This window comes from Micromonospora sp. NPDC005291 (genome assembly GCF_040607415.1).
In the GTDB taxonomy this organism is placed as follows: domain Bacteria; phylum Actinomycetota; class Actinomycetes; order Mycobacteriales; family Micromonosporaceae; genus Micromonospora.
The window spans coordinates 24804-41311 of sequence record NZ_JBEXGR010000007.1 but is presented as its reverse complement, the minus strand read 5'-3'; the positions used below and the strand labels follow the sequence as shown (position 1 = coordinate 41311).

Genomic DNA, 16508 nt, shown 5'->3' with positions numbered 1-16508 from the left:
CCCGCGCCGCCGTGTCGCCGCGCTTTCTGGGTCGGAGGTGTTACAGCGTCAGGAAGCCGCCCTTCCGTCGGCCCGTACGGCGCTGCGCACCAGGGGCAGCGTGCGGTAGGGAATCTGCACGGCCAGCGCGATGATCGTCGACGCCCGGGTGATGCCGGCGGAGGAGACGATCTGGTCGATGACCCGCTGAAGGTCGGTGTTGGAGCGGGCCACGATCCGGCAGAGCAGGTCGCTGGAGCCGGTGATGGTGTGCGCCTCCAGCACTTCGGGGATGGCGGCGAGGTGGGCGGTGACCGGGTCGTGGCCGTGCCGCTGACTGATCTCCAAGGTGACGAAGCTGGTCACTCCGAACCCGATCGCGGCCGGTGAGATCTCGGGGCCGAAGCCCTCGATGACACGCCGCTCGATCAGCTTGTCCAGCCGGGCCTGGACGGTGCCCCGGGCCACCCCGAGCCGGCGGGAGCACTCCAGCACCCCGATCCGCGGCTCCTCGGCGAGCAGATCGATCAAGCGCACGTCGAGCGTATCGAGCTGTACATTCTGCTCACCATTCATGGGTGAAGACCATACCGAATGCGCAACCTGACCAGCATTTCTGTCAACAGTTGCCCACCGGGTGTCGGCGCAGCGATCCTCGCCACAAGAACCGAGGGCGGCCCACCAGGCCGGCCGGTACGCGAGGGAGACCACCATGACCCAGGCGATCGACCGACCCCAGTCAACCGAGGACGTCGACATCGACCGGCTCGTCGGCGCTGTCGACCACGACATCAGCCACGACCCGTTCCCGGTCAAGGGCCTCGACCACGTGCACTTCCTGGTCGGCAACGCCAAGCAGGCCGCCCACTACTACTCCACCGCGTTCGGCATGACCTGTGTGGCGTACCGGGGCCCCGAGCAGGGCTACCGGGACCACGCCCAGTACGTGCTGACCAGCGGTTCGGCCCGGTTCGTGTTGACCGGTGCGGTGCGCCCGGACGCCGACGGTGCCGAGCACGTGGCCAAGCACAGCGACGGGATCAGCGACATCGCGCTGGAGGTGCCGAACGTGGACGCCGCGTACGCGCACGCCATCGCACAGGGCGCCGCCAGCGTCGTCGAGCCGCACGAGGTGACCGACGAGCACGGCACGGTCCGGATGGCCGCCATCGCCGCGTACGGCGACACCCGGCACACGCTGGTCGACCGTTCCCGCTACACCGGCCCGTTCCTGCCCGGCTTCGTGGCCCGCGGCCCGATCGTGGACCGGCAGCCGATGATCGACGCCGGCATCCAGCCGAAGCGCTTCTTCCAGGCCGTCGACCACGTGGTCGGCAACGTGGAGCTGGGCCGGATGGACGAGTGGGTCGAGTTCTACAAGCGGGTGATGGGCTTCTCCAACATGGCGGAGTTCGTGGGCGACGACATCGCCACCGACTACTCGGCGCTGATGAGCAAGGTCGTGGCGAACGGCACCCGCAAGGTGAAGTTCCCGCTCAACGAGCCGGCGATCGCCCGCAAGAAGTCCCAGATCGACGAGTACCTGGAGTTCTACCAGGGCCCCGGCGCCCAGCACGTCGCCGTCGCCACCAACGACATCGTGGCCAGTGTCGACGCGATGCGCGCGGCCGGGGTCGAGTTCCTGGACACCCCGGACTCGTACTACGAGGACCCGGAGCTGCGCGCCCGGATCGGCAACGTGCGGGTGCCGATCGAGGAGCTGAAGGCCCGCAAGATCCTGGTCGACCGGGACGAGGACGGCTACCTGCTCCAGATCTTCACCAAGCCGGTGCAGGACCGCCCCACCGTCTTCTTCGAGCTGATCGAGCGGCACGGCTCGCTGGGCTTCGGCAAGGGCAACTTCAAGGCGCTCTTCCAGGCGATCGAGCGGGAGCAGGAAGCCCGCGGCAACCTGTAACACTTGCGAGCGTGACGCAGCCTCCGTCGTACCCGACGCCGCCGGCCGGTGGGCCCCCGCCCGCCGCCGGCGGCGTCGCGCCGCCGCCCGGACAGATCCCCCAGGGGTACGCCGTGCCGCCGCAGTACGCCCCGCCCGGGTACGCCCCGCCGTACTGGTACGCCGGACCACCCCGACCGGTGGGTCCACTGCCACCGACGCTGAGCCCGGCTGGGCAGCCGCTGGCCAGCTTCGGCGACCGACTGCTGGCCTGGCTGATCGACACGGCGCTGGCGAGTGCCGTCTCGCTGGTGCTGTTCATGCCGGTCTTCTTCATCCTCTGGTGGCGGATGTTCACCGAGATGACCCGGACCACCCCGGACGGGACGTTCGTGGAGCCCGACCCGGGCACCTTCTTGATCGAGTTCTTCCTGCCGATCATGCTGCTCCAGCTCGGAGTGCTCGTTCTGATGCTCGGGTTCTACTGGCTCTACCACGTGGAGTACCTCAAGCGCGGCGGTCAGACCCTCGGCAAGAAGGTCATGAAGCTGCGCGTGGTGCCGCTTGACCCGACCCACAGGCTGGACCGCGCGATGGCCGGCCGGCGGTGGCTGGTGCAGTACCTGGCGGGCTCGCTGGTCCCCGGGGGCAGCTACCTCGACGGTTTCTGGCAGCTCTGGGACAAGCCGTGGCAGCAGTGCCTCCATGACAAGTTCGCTGGAACGGTCGTCGTTAAGGTGTCCTCGTGAGCGATCGGAGCGAGCGAACCAGCAGGCTCAGTAGCGTGGCGCCTCGCGCCGGCGTGCAGCGAAGCGGAGCGGTGGCGTGAGCGTGCAACCCGGCTGGTACGTCGACCCCGCCGACACCGAGACCCGGCGTTACTGGGACGGCGAGGGTTGGCTCGGTGCGCCCATCCCCGTCGACGCCACCCCACCGGACGGTCCGCCGCCGGTCGAGCCGCCGCCCGCGCCGGTCACGCCGGCCCCACCCGTGGTGTCGGCCGCCCCGGGCCCGGCGACCGCCGCGCCACACCAGGACCCGCAACCGGGGTACGGCCCGCAACCGGGGTACGGCCCGGGCCGGGGGCCACAGGCCGGCCCTCCCGGCTGGGGTCCGCAAGGTGGTCCGCCCGGCTGGGCCCCACCGGGTGGTCAACCCGGCTGGGCCCCGCCGGCCGGTCACCCCGGCTGGGCTGTGCGACCGCCCGAGCCGCGACCGCATGGCCTCCGGCTGGCCGGCTATGGCCGCCGGTTGACCGCCCGACTGATCGACTTCGGCATCGTCTTCGCACTGAATGTGGTGGTCAACGGCTGGTTCGTCTGGCGATGGGCGAAGGAGTGGGCGCCGTACTGGCGGGAGCTCTTCCAGCGCGCGGCGCGGGGCGACACCTCCGCCGAGGGCCTGCCGATGCCCGGCGAGCAGGCTGGGCTTCTCCTGGTGGTGATCCTGCTGATCGCCACCGCGCTCTGGCTGGCGTACGAGGTGCCCGCCATGGCCGCAGGTGGGCAGACCATCGGCAAGCGGATGATGCGGATCCGGGCGGTGCCGCTCGCCGCCGACCAGCCGCTGGGCTTCGGTCGGGCGCTGAGCCGGTGGAGCAGCCTGGGCCTGCCGACGCTGCTCTGGTACTGCGCCGGGATCGGTCTGGTGCTGCAACTGGTCGACGCTCTCTCCCCCCTCTTCGACCACCCGCTGCGCCGGGCACTGCACGACAAACGCGCGCAGACGGTGGTCGTCGAAGTCCCCGAAACCCCCGTTTCCGCCCCCTCGAACGACCGCGACCAGCCCTCGGGAGACACCACATGACCGACTCCGGACGTCACCAGCCGGCATTGCGGCTGACCCGCGCCGACCTGGACGCGCTGCCCAACTACGTGCCGGGTCGCAGCCCCGCCGACCTGGCGCGGGAGCTGGGCCTGCCGGAGGCCATCAAGCTGGCCAGCAACGAGGTTCCGTACGGGCCGCTGCCCGGCGTCGTGGAGGCCGTCACCGAGGCGGTCACCGCCTCGCACCGCTACCCGGACATGGGCGTGGTCGCGCTGCGTGACGCGCTGTCCCAGCGGTACGGGGTGGACGCCGACCGGATCGCCACCGGCTGCGGGTCGGTGGCGCTCGCCGAGCACCTGGTCCGGGCCACCTGCCTGCCCGGCGACGAGGTGATCTACTCGTGGCGGTCCTTCGAGGCGTACCCGATCATCGCGGCGACCAGCGGCGCGACCAGCGTGCGGGTGCCCAACGACGCCGGGCACGGGCACGACCTGGCGGCGATGGCCGCCGCGGTGACCGACCGGACCCGGCTGATCCTGGTCTGCAACCCGAACAACCCCACCGGCACCGCGGTACGCCGGGCCGAGCTGGACCGGTTCCTGGACGCGGTCCCGGACGACGTGCTGGTGGTCATCGACGAGGCGTACCGGGAGTTCGTCAACGACCCGGAGGTGCCGGACGGGCTCGACTACCTGGACCGGCCCAACGTGGCGGTGCTGCGCACCCTGTCCAAGGCGTGGGGTCTCGCCGGGCTGCGGATCGGCTGGCTGGTGGCGCAGCCGACGGTGGCGGCGGCGATCCGCAAGGTGGCGACCCCGTTCTCCACCAGCACGGCTGCCCAGGCCGGCGCGCTCGCGGCGCTGACCCAGGCCGAGGAGATGGAGCGCCGCTGTGCCCTGGTCGTCGCTGAGCGGGACCGGGTCACCGAGGCGCTGCGCAAGTTCGTGCCCGACCTGCCGACCAGCCAGGCCAACTTCGTCTGGCTGCCGCTCGGCGACCGGGCCGTGGCGTTCGGCAAGGCCTGTGAGGCGCGTGGGGTCATCGTGCGGCCGTTCGCCGGGGACGGGGTCCGGGTCACCATCGGCACACCGGCTGAGAACGACGCGTTCCTCGCGGCGGCCGAGTCTGCCCTGGTCTAGGGCATCTCGCCCGCAACCTAGCTCCACCCCGTGACAAATGGGTTGTTTGTCCGACTTTGAGAGGTTGTGCCCGCGGGGCAGCATCGTCTCCCGGATGATCTCCGGCTGGGCCGTCGGGGCGACCATCGCGGGCCTGCTGTTGGTCACCGGTCTCGCGATGCTGGCCCGCCGATCCCCCGCCTACGGCGGGCGGCGAGCCAACCGACGAAGAGCAGGGCCCCACCCAGCCCGGCGAGCAACAGCGCCGAACGGCCCGATCCGGTGACCGGCAACTGACCACCGTGGCTGGGCGTGGGAGTGGGTGGGGTCGGTGACGCCGACACGATCTCGAAGGTCACACCGTCAACGGTCGACGGCTCGGCCCGGACGGCGCCTTCATGGACGAAGGGAACGGGAGGTTCTGCTTCCCCGGAGTCGAGACGCCACGATCAGGTGGCGGCCAGGATCACCGCCTCCGCGGTCAGGTAGTAGCGCCGGTCGTCGCCGTCCGGGTCGACCGGCTTGCGGAGCCGTTCGATCGCGACGTAGCCCCCCTCGACTGCCACCGCCCCGGGCGCCCAGCCCGTCCCGTCCCGTCCGACGTTGAGTGAAAAGCGGGACAGCTGCGTACCGGTCACCGGATCCAGCGTCACCAGGTCGTTCGCCTCGGTCAGCAGATGTACCCGACCAGGCTGCCCGGCCAGCACCCGTGCCGTGCCCAGATCCGCGGACCGCCACAGCTCGGCGCCCGTACGCGCCGACCGACCCACCGCCACCCCGTCGAGCACGACGACGGCCTGCTCACCGACCAGCGTGGTGCCGGCCGGATCCAGCGCGGGGGCGGCGACCGGCTCGCCGGCACCCAGCAGCCAACCCCGGCCGCCCGCATCGCCCGGCCCGGCGGTCCGCAGGGCCAGGCAGTCCGACCGATCGGTACGGCAGCCGAGCGGAGTCACCACCAGCTCGTCCGGGCCACCCGGCGGTCGCCAACGCTCACGCACCACACCGGTCGCCGCATCCCGGAACTCGACCGTGGCCGGCCCGGCGCAGGTGTCCAGACCGATCAGCTGCCCGGAGGCGGTGGTGCCGACGTCGCTTCGACAACTGCCGGGGAGGTCGACCCGCCACAGCTCCCGACCGCCGCTCAACTCGACCCCACGCGCCTGGGCGTCCCCGGTAGCCACCAGCACCGTTCGGCCGTCCGGGAGGTCGGTGAGCTGAAGCCCGCGCGGGTTCCAGACGGTGGCCGCACCGGTACGCCGCACCACCGCCCCACCGTCGGTGGGCTCCGGGCCGTCGGTACGCCAGAGCACCCGGCCGGTCGGCGCGTCGAGTGCGACCAGTTGACCGTCGGACCAGCGGCTGACCACCGTGCTGCCGCTGGCCACGACCCCGGTCAACTCCGCTGGCCAGCGCCGGTACGACCAGTAGGGCGTGGTCCGGTATTTCCCGTCGACCGGGCGGTCGGCGTAGACCTGACGGTGTGCGGCGTACACCCGCAGCCTCGCGTCCACGATCAACGGGGCGACCGGCAGTCGACCGACCACGCCGGCGTCCGGTCGGGCCGCGGCCGGGTAGTCAGCCCGCGCCACCGTGCTCACCTCTGCCGGCGCGAGCACCCGGTGGACGATGACCGCGACGGCCGCGGTCGCGAGCAGCGCCGCGACCGCCATCACGAGCCGTCGCCGGCCCCTCGGGAAACCCATGCCGCACCTCCGCCCGGCACCCTACCCAGCGGAACCGGCCGGATCCCGCTCAGGTCACGGGGACCACGGTCGCGCGAAGGGCGGATGTGACCGGCTGGCGGTCAGGCGGCTTCGACGGAGCCGACGGCGCCGGCAGCGACGGCCAGGTCCGCGAGATCACGCCGGAGCGCCACCTCGACGGCCCGGGCGGCGAGCCCGCCGAGCAGCAGCGCCACCACCCGACCGTACGGGGCGGTCGGCACCGCCTCCTGGGTGACGGTGATCGCCGTGCAACCCCGACGGCGACGCCGGACCGGGCGCAGGCTCCAGGTGATCCGGTAATCCACGCCGGCACCGGAGGAGCAGAGCACCAGCCGCTGCGGGGCGAGTGCCTCCACCACCAGGAACTCCTCGGTCAGCGTGCCGCCGCCCGGCTGGATCCGCTCCTCACGCCAGGCGGTGCCCGGCCCGAACGGGCCCGGAGTGAGCACCTCGATCGGGCCGGCTGCGGTCGGTCGGGCCGCACGGCCGGGCAGGTCGGTCAGCAGACGCCAGGCATCGACAGCGTGCGCCTCGATGAACCCGGTAACCGCCACCGTCGACATGCCACCCTCCCGTGTCCCCGACGGTACGCGGAGTGAGGGCGGGACGGGGGCCTCCGGGACGGAATTTCCACCACCCGGAGGCCACGCTGTCCGATTGGGCGTCGCTCCGGCACCGATCGTCGTCGACCGGTGCCGGAGCGCCGGTCAGCGTTCGAAGCGACCGGCCCGGATCGCGCCGATGAACGCCGTCCATCCCGGCGGGCTGACCGCGAGTGTGGGGCCAGCCTGATCCTTGGAGTCGCGGACCCCGACCAGACCATGGACATCGACCAGGTTGTCCGCCACTTCCACGCAGAGCCCCTGGTCGTTAGAGCGGCTGCTGGTACGCCATACCGCGCCCGCGAAATCGTGCATCGTCGTTACCTCCGTGTGCGATGGGATGCCCCACCGCTGGCAACCGGGCACAGCCCGGCCCGGATCGCGCGGCGAGGCAACGGAATCCGGACGATCAACGGGTCAACCAGGGCCGGTGATCGCACAGCGGGTGCGATCACCGGTCCCATGGACGAGACGGATGGAACGTGCCCGTTCAGCGGGCCGGGCGAACCGTGCCGGTGACCTCGCCGAGGGCGATGGTGGTGCCGTCCGGGCCGGGAGCGGTGGCGGTGATGGTCACCGTGTCGCCGTCGGCGAGGAAGGTGCGGCTCTCGTCGCCCACCGTCACCGGCTCGGCCCCGCCCCAGGTCAGCTCCAGGAACGAGCCGACCTGCGATCGGTCCGGGCCGGAGACCGTGCCCGAGGCGTACAGGTCGCCGGTGCGCAGAGACGCGCCGTTGACGGTGAGGTGCGCCAACTGCTGTGCCGGCGTCCAGTACATGGTGGCGAACGGCGGCTCGCTGACCCGCTCGCCGTTCCACTCGACCGCCAGTCGGAGGTCCAGCCCGACGTGCGGCACGTCCCGCAGGTAGTCGACGACGGGCGGGTCCTGATCGGGGGCCGGCACGAAGGCACCGCCGAGCGCGTCCAGCGGCGTCACCCAGGCCGAGACCGAGGTGGCGAACGACTTGCCGAGGAACGGGCCGAGTGGCTGGTACTCCCAGGCCTGGATGTCCCGGGCCGACCAGTCGTTGACCAGCACCACGCCGAACACGTGGTCGGCGAAATCGTCGACGGACACCCGATCGCCCAACGAGCTGGGTACGCCCACCACGAAGCCGACCTCGGCCTCGATGTCGAGGCGTACCGATGGGCCGGTGACCGGGCCGTCGGCGGAGGCCCGCTGGCCGCTGGGACGGATCACCGGCGTTCCGGAGACCACCACCGTGCCGGCCCGCCCGTGGTAGCCGATCGGGAGGTGCTTCCAGTTGGGCAGCAGCGGCGGCTGGCCGGGGCGGAAGATCTGCCCGACGTTCGACGCGTGGTGCTCGGAGGAGTAGAAGTCGACGTAGTCGGCGACCTCGATCGGAAGCAGCAGCTCCACGTCGTCGAGGGGCACCAGCAGCGGCTCCACCGCGGCCCGGTGCGCCGGGTCGGTGAGCAGCTCGGTGATCCGCTGTCGCACCGCCGTCCACTGCGGACGGCCCAGCGCCATGAACTCGTTCAGGGTGGGTCGGCACAGCGCACCGGCGGCCAGCACCAGCTCGGCGGCCTCCGCCGCCGCCAGGTCCAACACCCATGACCCGATCCGTACGCCGATCCGCGCCTGACCCCCGTCGGACCGGAACACCCCGTACGGCAGGTTCGTCACCCCGTACGGCGAACCGTCAACGCCGGTCACCCAGGTCATGCGTCGTAGCCCCCGTTCACCAGCCCAAGCCGGATCAGATCGGTCAGTGGTTCCAGGATGCTGCACGAGCCGAAGCCGACCCACAGTGGGCGGGGGGCGTCCAGCCGTGCGGTCGCGCGCTCCAGCAGGGGGCGCGGATCGACCACGGTCAGCAGCTCGGCGACGGCGTCCACCCCGCCACCGTCAGCGGCCCCCAGGGTCGCGGCCAGCACGTTGGCGTAGCCGTGGTGGGTGAAGCCGGTCTCCGAATCCAGGTGCCGGACCGCCTGGTGCAGCCCGGCGGTGAGCTTGAACGGCAGGTCCCGGTCCCGGCAGGCGCAGATCACCGCGGCCAGTTCGGCCGGGGTGGGGAAGAGCTCTGCGGCCAGGCCGCCGGTGCGGAACTTGGCCGCGATCGGCACCCCGTCGGCCCGGGCGGCGGCGAGCGCGTCCAGCGCACCCATCAGCCCGAAGGTCAGTGGCAGCTCGGCGTAGAGGGCCTCGACGCCCGGCATGGCATCGGTGAGCCGCAGCAGCTCGGCGATGCCGGGCAGCGGGTCCTCCCCGCGCTTGGCGACTGCCACCTCGACCTGGCGGGCGGTGACGCCGACCGGGGCCAGGAACGACAGCGCGAAGGGCAGGCTCCCGATTCCGGTGTCGCCGATCACGCCGACCACCAGACCCTCGGCCGGGTCGACGAGACCGTTCAGGTCGCCTACGGCAACGGTCGAGGCGGGGACCAGCAGCGGACCGACCAGGTCGGCGTACCAGGCAGCGCGGTGTTGACGGTGGGCGACCAGGGCGTCGGGTAGCGCGGCGCTGCCGGGCGGGAAGACGGCGGCGTCATCCACCAGGCCGTCGAGGAGTGCGGGCACCTGCGTTGACACGGAACAAGAATGTACGGGACGCTACGAGGAACGGACAACAGCGTCCGATTATCGGACGCCCCTGGCCGGTGGACGGGACATATCGGGAGGCGAGATGCCGTATTACCGCAGCGTCGGCGAGGTGCCGCGCAAGCGCCACACCCAGTTCCGTCAGCCCGACGGCAGCCTCTACGCCGAGGAGCTGATGGGCCAGGAGGGCTTCTCCTCCGACTCGTCCCTGCTCTACCACCGGCACGCGCCCACCTCGATCCTGGCCGCCGACGAGTTCGCACCACCCGCGTTCACCCGGGCACCGAACCTGCCGCTCAAGCCCCGCCACCTGCGCACCCACAAGCTCGACACCGGCGGCGCCGACCCGATCCTCGGCCGGCAGTACCTGCTCGCCAACGACGACGTACGGATCGGGTACGTGCTCGCCGACCGGCCCTCACCGCTGTTCCGCGACGCCACCGGCGACCACTGCCTCTACGTGGAGTCGGGCACCCTGCGGGTCGAGTCCCCGTTCGGGGTGCTGGACGCGGTCGCCGGCGACTACGTCATCATCCCCACCTCGACCATCCACCGGCTGGTGCCCACCGGCGACCAGCCCGTCCGACTGCTCACCGTCGAGGCGGCCGGGCACATCGGCCCACCCAAGCGCTACCTCTCCGTACGCGGCCAGTTCCTGGAGCACTCGCCGTACTGCGAGCGCGACGTCCGCGGCCCGGACTCCCCGCTGCTCGTCGACGACGAGGAGGTCGAGGTGCTGGTCCGGCACCGGCGTGGCTGGACCCGCTACGTCTACGCCAACCACCCGTTCGACGTGGTGGGCTGGGACGGGCACCTCTACCCGTGGGCGTTCTCCGTCCACGACTTCGAGCCGATCACCGGCCGGATCCACCAGCCCCCGCCCGTGCACCAGACCTTCCAGGGCCCCAACTTCGTCATCTGCTCATTCGTGCCCCGCAAGGTCGACTACCACCCGGATGCGATCCCGGTGCCGTACAACCACCACAACGTCGACTCCGACGAGATGCTCTTCTACACCGGCGGCAACTACGAGGCCCGGCGTGGCTCCGGCATCGAGCAGGGCTCAATCTCCCTGCACCCGTCCGGTTTCACCCACGGCCCCCAGCCGGGTGCCGCCGAGCGGTCCATCGGTGCGGACTACTTCGACGAGCTGGCCGTCATGGTCGACACCTTCCGCCCCCTGGATCTCTGCGACGCCGCCAGCAGCTGCGAGGACGAGGGGTACGCCTGGACGTGGGCGCGTCGCGCCTAGATCAGGAGCGGATGGCGGTTCTCGTGAAGACGGCGAACTCGGCGATCGCCGTGGCGGCGATGGCCAGCACCAGCGGCCACGGTGAGCCGACCACCGCGTACGCCAGCAGCAGCACCGGCGCGGCGGCCACGGCGTAGATCGCGAGTGCCATCGCCCGGTCCGACTGCAGCAGGGCGGGCAGGACGGTCCGGGTCAGCCCCGGCAGCCGGGCCGCGAGCTGCCAGACGACGATCCCACCGGTGAGCGCGGCGAGCACCGCCAGGATGCGGGAGAACCCGTCGCTCGCCGAGGCCGCGAACGCGACCAGCACCGCCGCCACCAGCGACCAACCCGCGCCGTAGAGCACCAGGCGGTGCAGGCCGGACGCGAGGGTCCGCGGGGATTCGATGCGACTCGGGCTGATCGTCACCGCCTCGGCGACGTGTTCCAACGCCTCCGACCAGCGGCGCTGTTCCAGTCGCATGACACCCACGTCGTGCCCCGCTTCGGCGATGCGCGGGTCGAGCCGCAACGCCTCCCGGTAGGCCCGCTCGGCCAGGTCGAACAGGTCCAACCGAGCGGCGACCAGGCTCAGCACCAGGTGCGCCTGCGCCTCCTGCGGGGCCAGTTCGACGCCGTGCCAGGCCGCGTTCAGCGCTGGCTGACCGTTGCGGGCGCCGGCCAGGATCGCCGCTGCGCTCCGCTGGGCGTACGCGTCGGCCGGGCCGAGGGCGAGGATCCGGTCGGCGGTGACGGCCGACTCGGAGTAACGCTCCAGGTCGGCCAACGCCATACCCCTGGCGACCAGCGGCGGCAGGGCCTCCGGTGCGGCGGCGACGGCCGTGTCGGCGGCGGTGAGCGCCTCGGCCGGGCGGTCGGCGGCCAGGTGCACGCGGGCCAGCATGGTGAGGGCGTCGACGTCATCCGGCTGCAGAGCCAGCCCGTAGGTCAGCTCCCCGGCCGCTTCGTCATGGCGGCCGAGCTCGGCGAGAAGTTGGGCCCGCTGGACGTAGCCGTCGGCGGCGGACCGGTCGGGGGCGGGGTCGCTGGACATCGCGGCGAGCTTAGGCGGCCGGCGCGTCGTACACCAGGGCGACCGCGATGCCGGCCAGCCCTTCCTCGCGGCCGGTGAAGCCCAGCCCGTCGGTGGTCGCGGCGGAGACGGTGACCGGGGCGCCCACGGCGGCGGAGAGCACCTGCTGGGCCTCCACACGACGCCGGCCGATCTTGGGGCGGTTGCCGACGACCTGCACGGACACGTTGCCGATCTCCAGGCCGGCTGTCCGCACCCGACGGGCCGTCTCGGTCAGCAACGCCACTCCGGACGCGCCGGCCCACTCCGGCTCGCCCACCCCGAAGGCGGAGCCAAGATCACCGAGGCCGGCGGCGGAGAGCAGCGCGTTGCAGGCGGCGTGTGCGGCGACGTCGGCGTCCGAGTGCCCGGCCAGGCCGTCCTGATCGGGCCAGAACAGGCCGGCCACCCAGCAGGGCCGGCCAGGCGCGAACGCATGCACGTCGGTGCCGATGGCCACCCGGGGAACGATCATGATCAGAGGGTACGCGTCAACCGGCGGCGGCGAGCAGATGCTCCGCAAGCACCAGATCGAACGGGCGGGTGATCTTCAGTGCGTACTCCGAGCCCGGCACGCAGCTCACCACGACGCCCTGCTTCTCGACGAGCCCGGCGTCGTCGGTGAGGGAGTCTCCGGCCGCGGCGTGGGCGGCGCTCAGCACGGCCCGGCGGAAACCCTGCGGGGTCTGCACCGCGCGCAGGGCGGAACGGTCAACGGTGCCGAGCACCACCTCGCCGGCACCGACCTCCTTGATCGTGTCGACGACCGGCAGGACCGGAATCACCGCGTCACAGCCGTCACGGACCGCTGCCGCGACGGATTCGACCAGCTCAGGCGGTGTGAGCGCGCGAGCGGCGTCGTGCACCAGGACGATCGTCGGACCAGCGGGCACCGCGGCCAGCGCGGCGGCCACCGACGCCTGCCGTTCCGCGCCGCCCGGCACCACGATCACCGGCGCAACCGGGGCCAGCAACTCGCGGACGGCAGTCACCTCGGCGGCCGGCGCGGCCACCACGATCGTGTGCACCGAAGGTGCGGCGGCCAGCCGACGCACGGCGTGCACCAGCAGCGGCTCGCCGGCGAGCAGGCGCAGCGCCTTGGGTCGGCCGGGGCCGAGCCGTACACCGGCACCCGCCGCAGGCACGAGGACCGCGACGTCACCGCGCGGATTGAGCTGCGCGGTCACGTCACGGTCCTCGGTGGTTTGTTCGCTACGAAGTGGGTACGACGATGCTGTGCTGACTAGGCCTCGGTGAGCACCTTGTCGAGCAGCATCTCCGCCTCGTCCTTGGTGCTCTTCTCCGCCAGCGCGACCTCGCCGACGAGAATGTCACGGGCCTTGGCGAGCATCCGCTTCTCACCCGCGGACAGGCCCCGCTCCCGCTCCCGGCGCCACAGGTCACGCACGACCTCGGCGACCTTCAGCGGGTTTCCGGAGGCCAGCTTTTCCAGGTTGGCCTTGTAACGCCGCGACCAGTTGGTCGGCTCCTCGGTGTGCGGAGCCCGGAGAACGTCGAAGACCAGGCCGAGGCCCTCTTCGCCGACCACCTCGCGCACACCCACGATCTCGGCATTCTCGGCGGGCACCCGGACCGTCAGGTCACCCTGCGCGACCCTCAGGACGAGGTATTTCTTAGGCTCGCCCTTGATGATCCGAGTCTCGATTGCCTCGATGAGTGCGGCCCCGTGGTGGGGGTAAACAACGGTCTCGCCGACACTGAAAACCATAGGTTCGAAACCCCTTTCGCTGTGTCTAGGGTAACACGGTCAGGCAGCGATGTCTCTCCGATGTCCTGACCGTTGGCGCAGCTCAGGGGCCCTGTGAGAGGTCTTGCTTCAGCTTGACAGGCGGTCAAACCGATGGTTCGAACACGCTCCGTAACGATGGGATGACTTCCCGGTACGGGTGAACAGAACGTCCAGATCAAGGGCTATGCGCTCTCCCATGGTATCCCGGCCGGCGGGACTGCGCCCAGGTGTAGCGGGAGGAGCCCTCGGTGCGCGACCCTGGAGGCGGAGCCGCACTCCGCTCTCGAGACGCTTCCAGGAGGTCCGATGGGCAAGCCGGATGCAGAGGGCCACGGGCCGACCGACGGCCTGCCCGGCCTGCCGCCCGAATGGGGCCGGGTGGTGGTCCCCGACGACGCCTCCGCGCTCTCCGCCGAGGCCGCCCAGATCCGCCGTGAGCTGCGCAGGGCCACCGGCCTACCCGGCGGACACCGAGCTCTGGGCCTGCCGCTGCTGGTCCTGCTGGTGGCGGTCCTCACCACGCTGGCCGGTCTGCTCGTGGTCACCTGGCCACGAGCCAACCGAGGCACCGAGCGGTCGACCCCGGCCCCCTACTCGCCGCCCGCGACACTCGCCGGTCGGGCCCTGCCCGCACTGGACCTCGTCGACGCGAGCCAGGCACCGGTGCCGCTGCGCGGCCTGCTACCCGCCATGATCATTCTGCTGGACGGTTGCCCCTGCCCGGACCGCGTCGCCGACGCCCTGGCGGCTGCGCCAGCCGGCGTCTCCGTGGTCACCGTCACCGGAGGGCGGACGGTCCCGGCCGGGCCCACGAACCAGCGGCAGGCCCGTGCACTGGCCGACCCCGCCGGTGGGCTGCGCTCGTTCCTGGGCCAACCGGCCCGCCCCGGCACCGCGACCGCCCTGCTGGTCGACCGCGCCGGCACAGTGACCCGGGTGCTGCCCGACCTGGGGCCGATCGACGCCTACCGGGGCGACCTGAGCGCCCTCGCCGCCTGACGCAGGTCAGGGCAGCGCGACGAGTTGCGCCTCGGCGTCGACCGGCCTGTCGCCCAGCGTCGACAACGACACCCGGATCGGCCCGCTGATCGGGCTCAACTCCGCGGTGGCGACCGCGCCGTCACAGTCGATCCGGGACGGCCCGGTGATCCGGGCCCCGGTGACCACCACCAGCATCTCGCCCGGCCGGGTGCACCGGTACTGAAGCAGGTAGCGGCCGCCATCGTCGGCGGACTGCCGGATCACGCTGGCGCCCGGGCTGAGCGTCGCCTGCTCGCGCCAGATCGTTTCGCGGAACCGGGACAGCTCACCCGACGGGTCCGCCTGTTGGAAGGACGCACCCAGAGCCGCGAGGGTGTCCATGGTCAGACCGGTCGCCGGGTCGATGATCGACGCCCCAGGGCTGCCCTGAACGCTGACGGCCTCGCCCGTCTCGGAATCCACCCGGAACGTCACCCGCTCATCGGGCGTCGCGGCGGCCAGGGCGCGGTCCAGCGGGGTGCTGACACTCGGTCCTACGGCGGGTGCGGCCGAGGGACCAGCCGACGCGGCCGTCGAGGCAGGCGCGGCGGCGTGCCACCACCAACCACCGACGGCCAGGACGGCCACCGCAGCACCAAACAGCACCGCAGACCGCAGCCGGTCGTCCGCCGTCGCATCCATTCGTCGAGCGTACCGGCCGGGTAACCGGATGTTCAGTCCTGTCGATCGAGCAGAGCCGCGTACAGGGTGAGGCCAGGGCCGAACGCCAGCATGACGACGCGTCGAGCCGCTGGCGTCGCACGGCTCAGCCGGTCCAGGATCAGCAGCACGGTCGGCGACGAGCAGTTGCCGTGCTCGTCGAGCGTCGCCCGGGACGCGGCCAGCCCCTCCGGGGGCAGTGCCAACTCCCGCTCGACCACGTTGAGGATTCGCGGCCCGCCCGGGTGCACCGCCCAACCGTCCACCTCGAAGCGGGTGGTGCCGTGCCGGGCCAGCAGGTCGTCGACCAGCCCGAGGACATGCCTGGAGAGCACCTGCGGCACCTTCGGCGACAGCCCCATCCGGAAGCCGGTGTCGGTGACATCCCAGGTCATGTGGTCGGCGGTCGAGGTGTCGGTGACGGAGGTGACCTCGCGCAGCGCGTACCCCGGGCCGCCCGGCACGACCACGGCGGCGACCGCGGCGTCCGAGAAGAGCGCGTGGGAGACGATCTGCTGGGTGTCCACCCTGGCACTGGACGGCTGGATGTGCAGGCTGGTCAGCTCCGCGCAGAGCAGCAGCGCCGGTCGCCCCCGGGCGGTGACGAAGTCACTCGCCGCGCCGAGCCCCGGCAGCGCCGCGTAACAGCCCATGTGGCCGACGAACATCCGCTGGGTGTCCGCGGCCATACCGAGATCCCGCGCGAGCAGGATGTCCAGCCCGGGGGTGGCGTACCCCGTGCAGGAGCAGACGATGAAAAGACCGATGTCGCCGGCGCCCAGCCCGGCGGCGGTCAACGCACGGCCCACCGCCTCCTTGCCCAGCGGCAGCGCCTCCACCTGGTAGCGGCGCATCCGGCGCTCGGTCGGCCAGTCCGACACGTCCTCCAAGAGAGGGTTGACCGCGGCCTGCCGCCGGGTCACCCCCGAGTTCGCGAAGATCCGCTGGGCCAACGACCGGGTGGTCCCGGAGAAGTGCCGGGAGAAGTAGCCCTCCCACAACTCGTCCTGCGAAGCGGACGGCGGCTGCGCAGCCCCGAGCCCCGCGATCACTGGTACGGACACGATCCCCACCTCTCGTCAGATGCTGTCCTCCCCCTTGCCGTCCCGCCGGCCACCTCGGC

Annotated in this window: 19 protein-coding genes; 6 read left to right on the top strand and 13 right to left on the bottom strand. The window is 71.9% G+C overall.

What is annotated here, in order from left to right:
- Window positions 1-48: 48 nt before the first annotated feature.
- On the bottom strand, window positions 49-555 hold the full coding sequence (locus ABZT18_RS12480; RefSeq protein WP_354994535.1) for an Lrp/AsnC family transcriptional regulator: 507 nt from the start codon (window positions 553-555) through the stop codon (window positions 49-51).
- Between the two features lie 136 nt (window positions 556-691).
- On the opposite strand from ABZT18_RS12480, the gene hppD reads away from it, so the two are divergent.
- The 4 genes from hppD to hisC all read left to right on the top strand — a co-directional run bounded on the left by hppD (window position 692) and on the right by hisC (window position 4782).
- Window positions 692-1897: a 4-hydroxyphenylpyruvate dioxygenase gene (gene hppD / locus ABZT18_RS12475; RefSeq protein WP_354994536.1), complete on the top strand. Its 1206-nt coding sequence runs from the start codon at window positions 692-694 to the stop codon at window positions 1895-1897.
- Between the two features lie 11 nt (window positions 1898-1908).
- Window positions 1909-2625 carry an RDD family protein gene (locus ABZT18_RS12470; protein WP_354994537.1) on the top strand — a complete coding sequence of 239 codons (717 nt, stop codon included), beginning with the start codon at window positions 1909-1911 and terminating at the stop codon, window positions 2623-2625.
- Window positions 2626-2701: 76 nt separating this feature from the next.
- Window positions 2702-3682 carry an RDD family protein gene (locus ABZT18_RS12465; RefSeq protein ID WP_354994538.1) on the top strand — a complete coding sequence of 327 codons (981 nt, stop codon included), beginning with the start codon at window positions 2702-2704 and terminating at the stop codon, window positions 3680-3682.
- Window positions 3679-4782: a histidinol-phosphate transaminase gene (gene hisC, locus ABZT18_RS12460; protein WP_354994539.1), complete on the top strand. Its 1104-nt coding sequence runs from the start codon at window positions 3679-3681 to the stop codon at window positions 4780-4782. Before ABZT18_RS12465 ends, hisC begins: the two co-directional genes overlap by 4 nt.
- A 143-nt stretch (window positions 4783-4925) precedes the next feature.
- Here hisC and ABZT18_RS12455 read toward each other — a convergent pair whose 3' ends face one another.
- The 6 genes from ABZT18_RS12455 to ABZT18_RS12430 form a co-directional block, all read right to left on the bottom strand.
- Window positions 4926-5120, bottom strand: a complete 195-nt coding sequence (locus ABZT18_RS12455) for an LPXTG cell wall anchor domain-containing protein (protein ID WP_354994540.1) — start codon at window positions 5118-5120, stop codon at window positions 4926-4928.
- Window positions 5121-5210: 90 nt separating this feature from the next.
- Window positions 5211-6467 (bottom strand): PQQ-binding-like beta-propeller repeat protein, encoded by a 1257-nt coding sequence (locus tag ABZT18_RS12450; protein ID WP_354994541.1) that lies wholly within the window; start codon window positions 6465-6467, stop codon window positions 5211-5213.
- Between the two features lie 101 nt (window positions 6468-6568).
- On the bottom strand, window positions 6569-7051 hold the full coding sequence (locus ABZT18_RS12445) for an SRPBCC family protein (protein WP_354994542.1): 483 nt from the start codon (window positions 7049-7051) through the stop codon (window positions 6569-6571).
- Between the two features lie 144 nt (window positions 7052-7195).
- The gene (locus tag ABZT18_RS12440) at window positions 7196-7405 is read right to left on the bottom strand and encodes a DUF397 domain-containing protein (RefSeq protein ID WP_354994543.1); all 210 of its coding nucleotides are present in this window, start codon (window positions 7403-7405) and stop codon (window positions 7196-7198) included.
- 175 nt (window positions 7406-7580) lie between these two features.
- Window positions 7581-8777 carry a fumarylacetoacetase gene (gene fahA / locus ABZT18_RS12435; RefSeq protein ID WP_354994544.1) on the bottom strand — a complete coding sequence of 399 codons (1197 nt, stop codon included), beginning with the start codon at window positions 8775-8777 and terminating at the stop codon, window positions 7581-7583.
- The gene (locus tag ABZT18_RS12430) at window positions 8774-9643 is read right to left on the bottom strand and encodes a hypothetical protein (protein WP_354994545.1); all 870 of its coding nucleotides are present in this window, start codon (window positions 9641-9643) and stop codon (window positions 8774-8776) included. The genes fahA and ABZT18_RS12430 overlap by 4 nt, the downstream gene beginning before the upstream one ends.
- Window positions 9644-9737: 94 nt before the next feature.
- Between ABZT18_RS12430 and ABZT18_RS12425 the strand changes: the two genes are divergently transcribed.
- Window positions 9738-10904, top strand: coding sequence for a cupin domain-containing protein (locus ABZT18_RS12425; RefSeq protein WP_354994546.1), 1167 nt, complete (start codon window positions 9738-9740; stop codon window positions 10902-10904).
- A gap of 1 nt (window position 10905) precedes the next feature.
- Here ABZT18_RS12425 and ABZT18_RS12420 read toward each other — a convergent pair whose 3' ends face one another.
- Genes ABZT18_RS12420 through ABZT18_RS12405 form a run of 4 tightly spaced genes read right to left on the bottom strand, consistent with a single transcriptional unit; the run spans window position 10906 to window position 13684 of the window.
- Complete coding sequence (locus tag ABZT18_RS12420; RefSeq protein WP_354994547.1) at window positions 10906-11937, bottom strand: tetratricopeptide repeat protein; 1032 nt, start codon at window positions 11935-11937, stop codon at window positions 10906-10908.
- Window positions 11938-11947: 10 nt separating this feature from the next.
- A complete protein-coding gene (gene ispF, locus ABZT18_RS12415) occupies window positions 11948-12433 on the bottom strand; it encodes a 2-C-methyl-D-erythritol 2,4-cyclodiphosphate synthase (RefSeq protein WP_354994694.1) in 486 nt (161 codons plus the stop codon).
- Between the two features lie 13 nt (window positions 12434-12446).
- On the bottom strand, window positions 12447-13142 hold the full coding sequence (ispD, locus tag ABZT18_RS12410; RefSeq protein ID WP_354994548.1) for a 2-C-methyl-D-erythritol 4-phosphate cytidylyltransferase: 696 nt from the start codon (window positions 13140-13142) through the stop codon (window positions 12447-12449).
- A gap of 56 nt (window positions 13143-13198) precedes the next feature.
- Complete coding sequence (locus ABZT18_RS12405; protein WP_272613946.1) at window positions 13199-13684, bottom strand: CarD family transcriptional regulator; 486 nt, start codon at window positions 13682-13684, stop codon at window positions 13199-13201.
- A 327-nt stretch (window positions 13685-14011) separates the two neighbouring features.
- Here ABZT18_RS12405 and ABZT18_RS12400 point away from each other — a divergent pair, with 327 nt between their 5' ends.
- The gene (locus ABZT18_RS12400; RefSeq protein WP_354994549.1) at window positions 14012-14704 is read left to right on the top strand and encodes a hypothetical protein; all 693 of its coding nucleotides are present in this window, start codon (window positions 14012-14014) and stop codon (window positions 14702-14704) included.
- A gap of 6 nt (window positions 14705-14710) precedes the next feature.
- Here ABZT18_RS12400 and ABZT18_RS12395 read toward each other — a convergent pair whose 3' ends face one another.
- Window positions 14711-15367 (bottom strand): hypothetical protein, encoded by a 657-nt coding sequence (locus ABZT18_RS12395; RefSeq protein ID WP_354994550.1) that lies wholly within the window; start codon window positions 15365-15367, stop codon window positions 14711-14713.
- A 32-nt stretch (window positions 15368-15399) separates the two neighbouring features.
- Window positions 15400-16449: a type III polyketide synthase gene (locus tag ABZT18_RS12390; RefSeq protein WP_354994551.1), complete on the bottom strand. Its 1050-nt coding sequence runs from the start codon at window positions 16447-16449 to the stop codon at window positions 15400-15402.
- Window positions 16450-16508 lie beyond the last annotated feature (59 nt).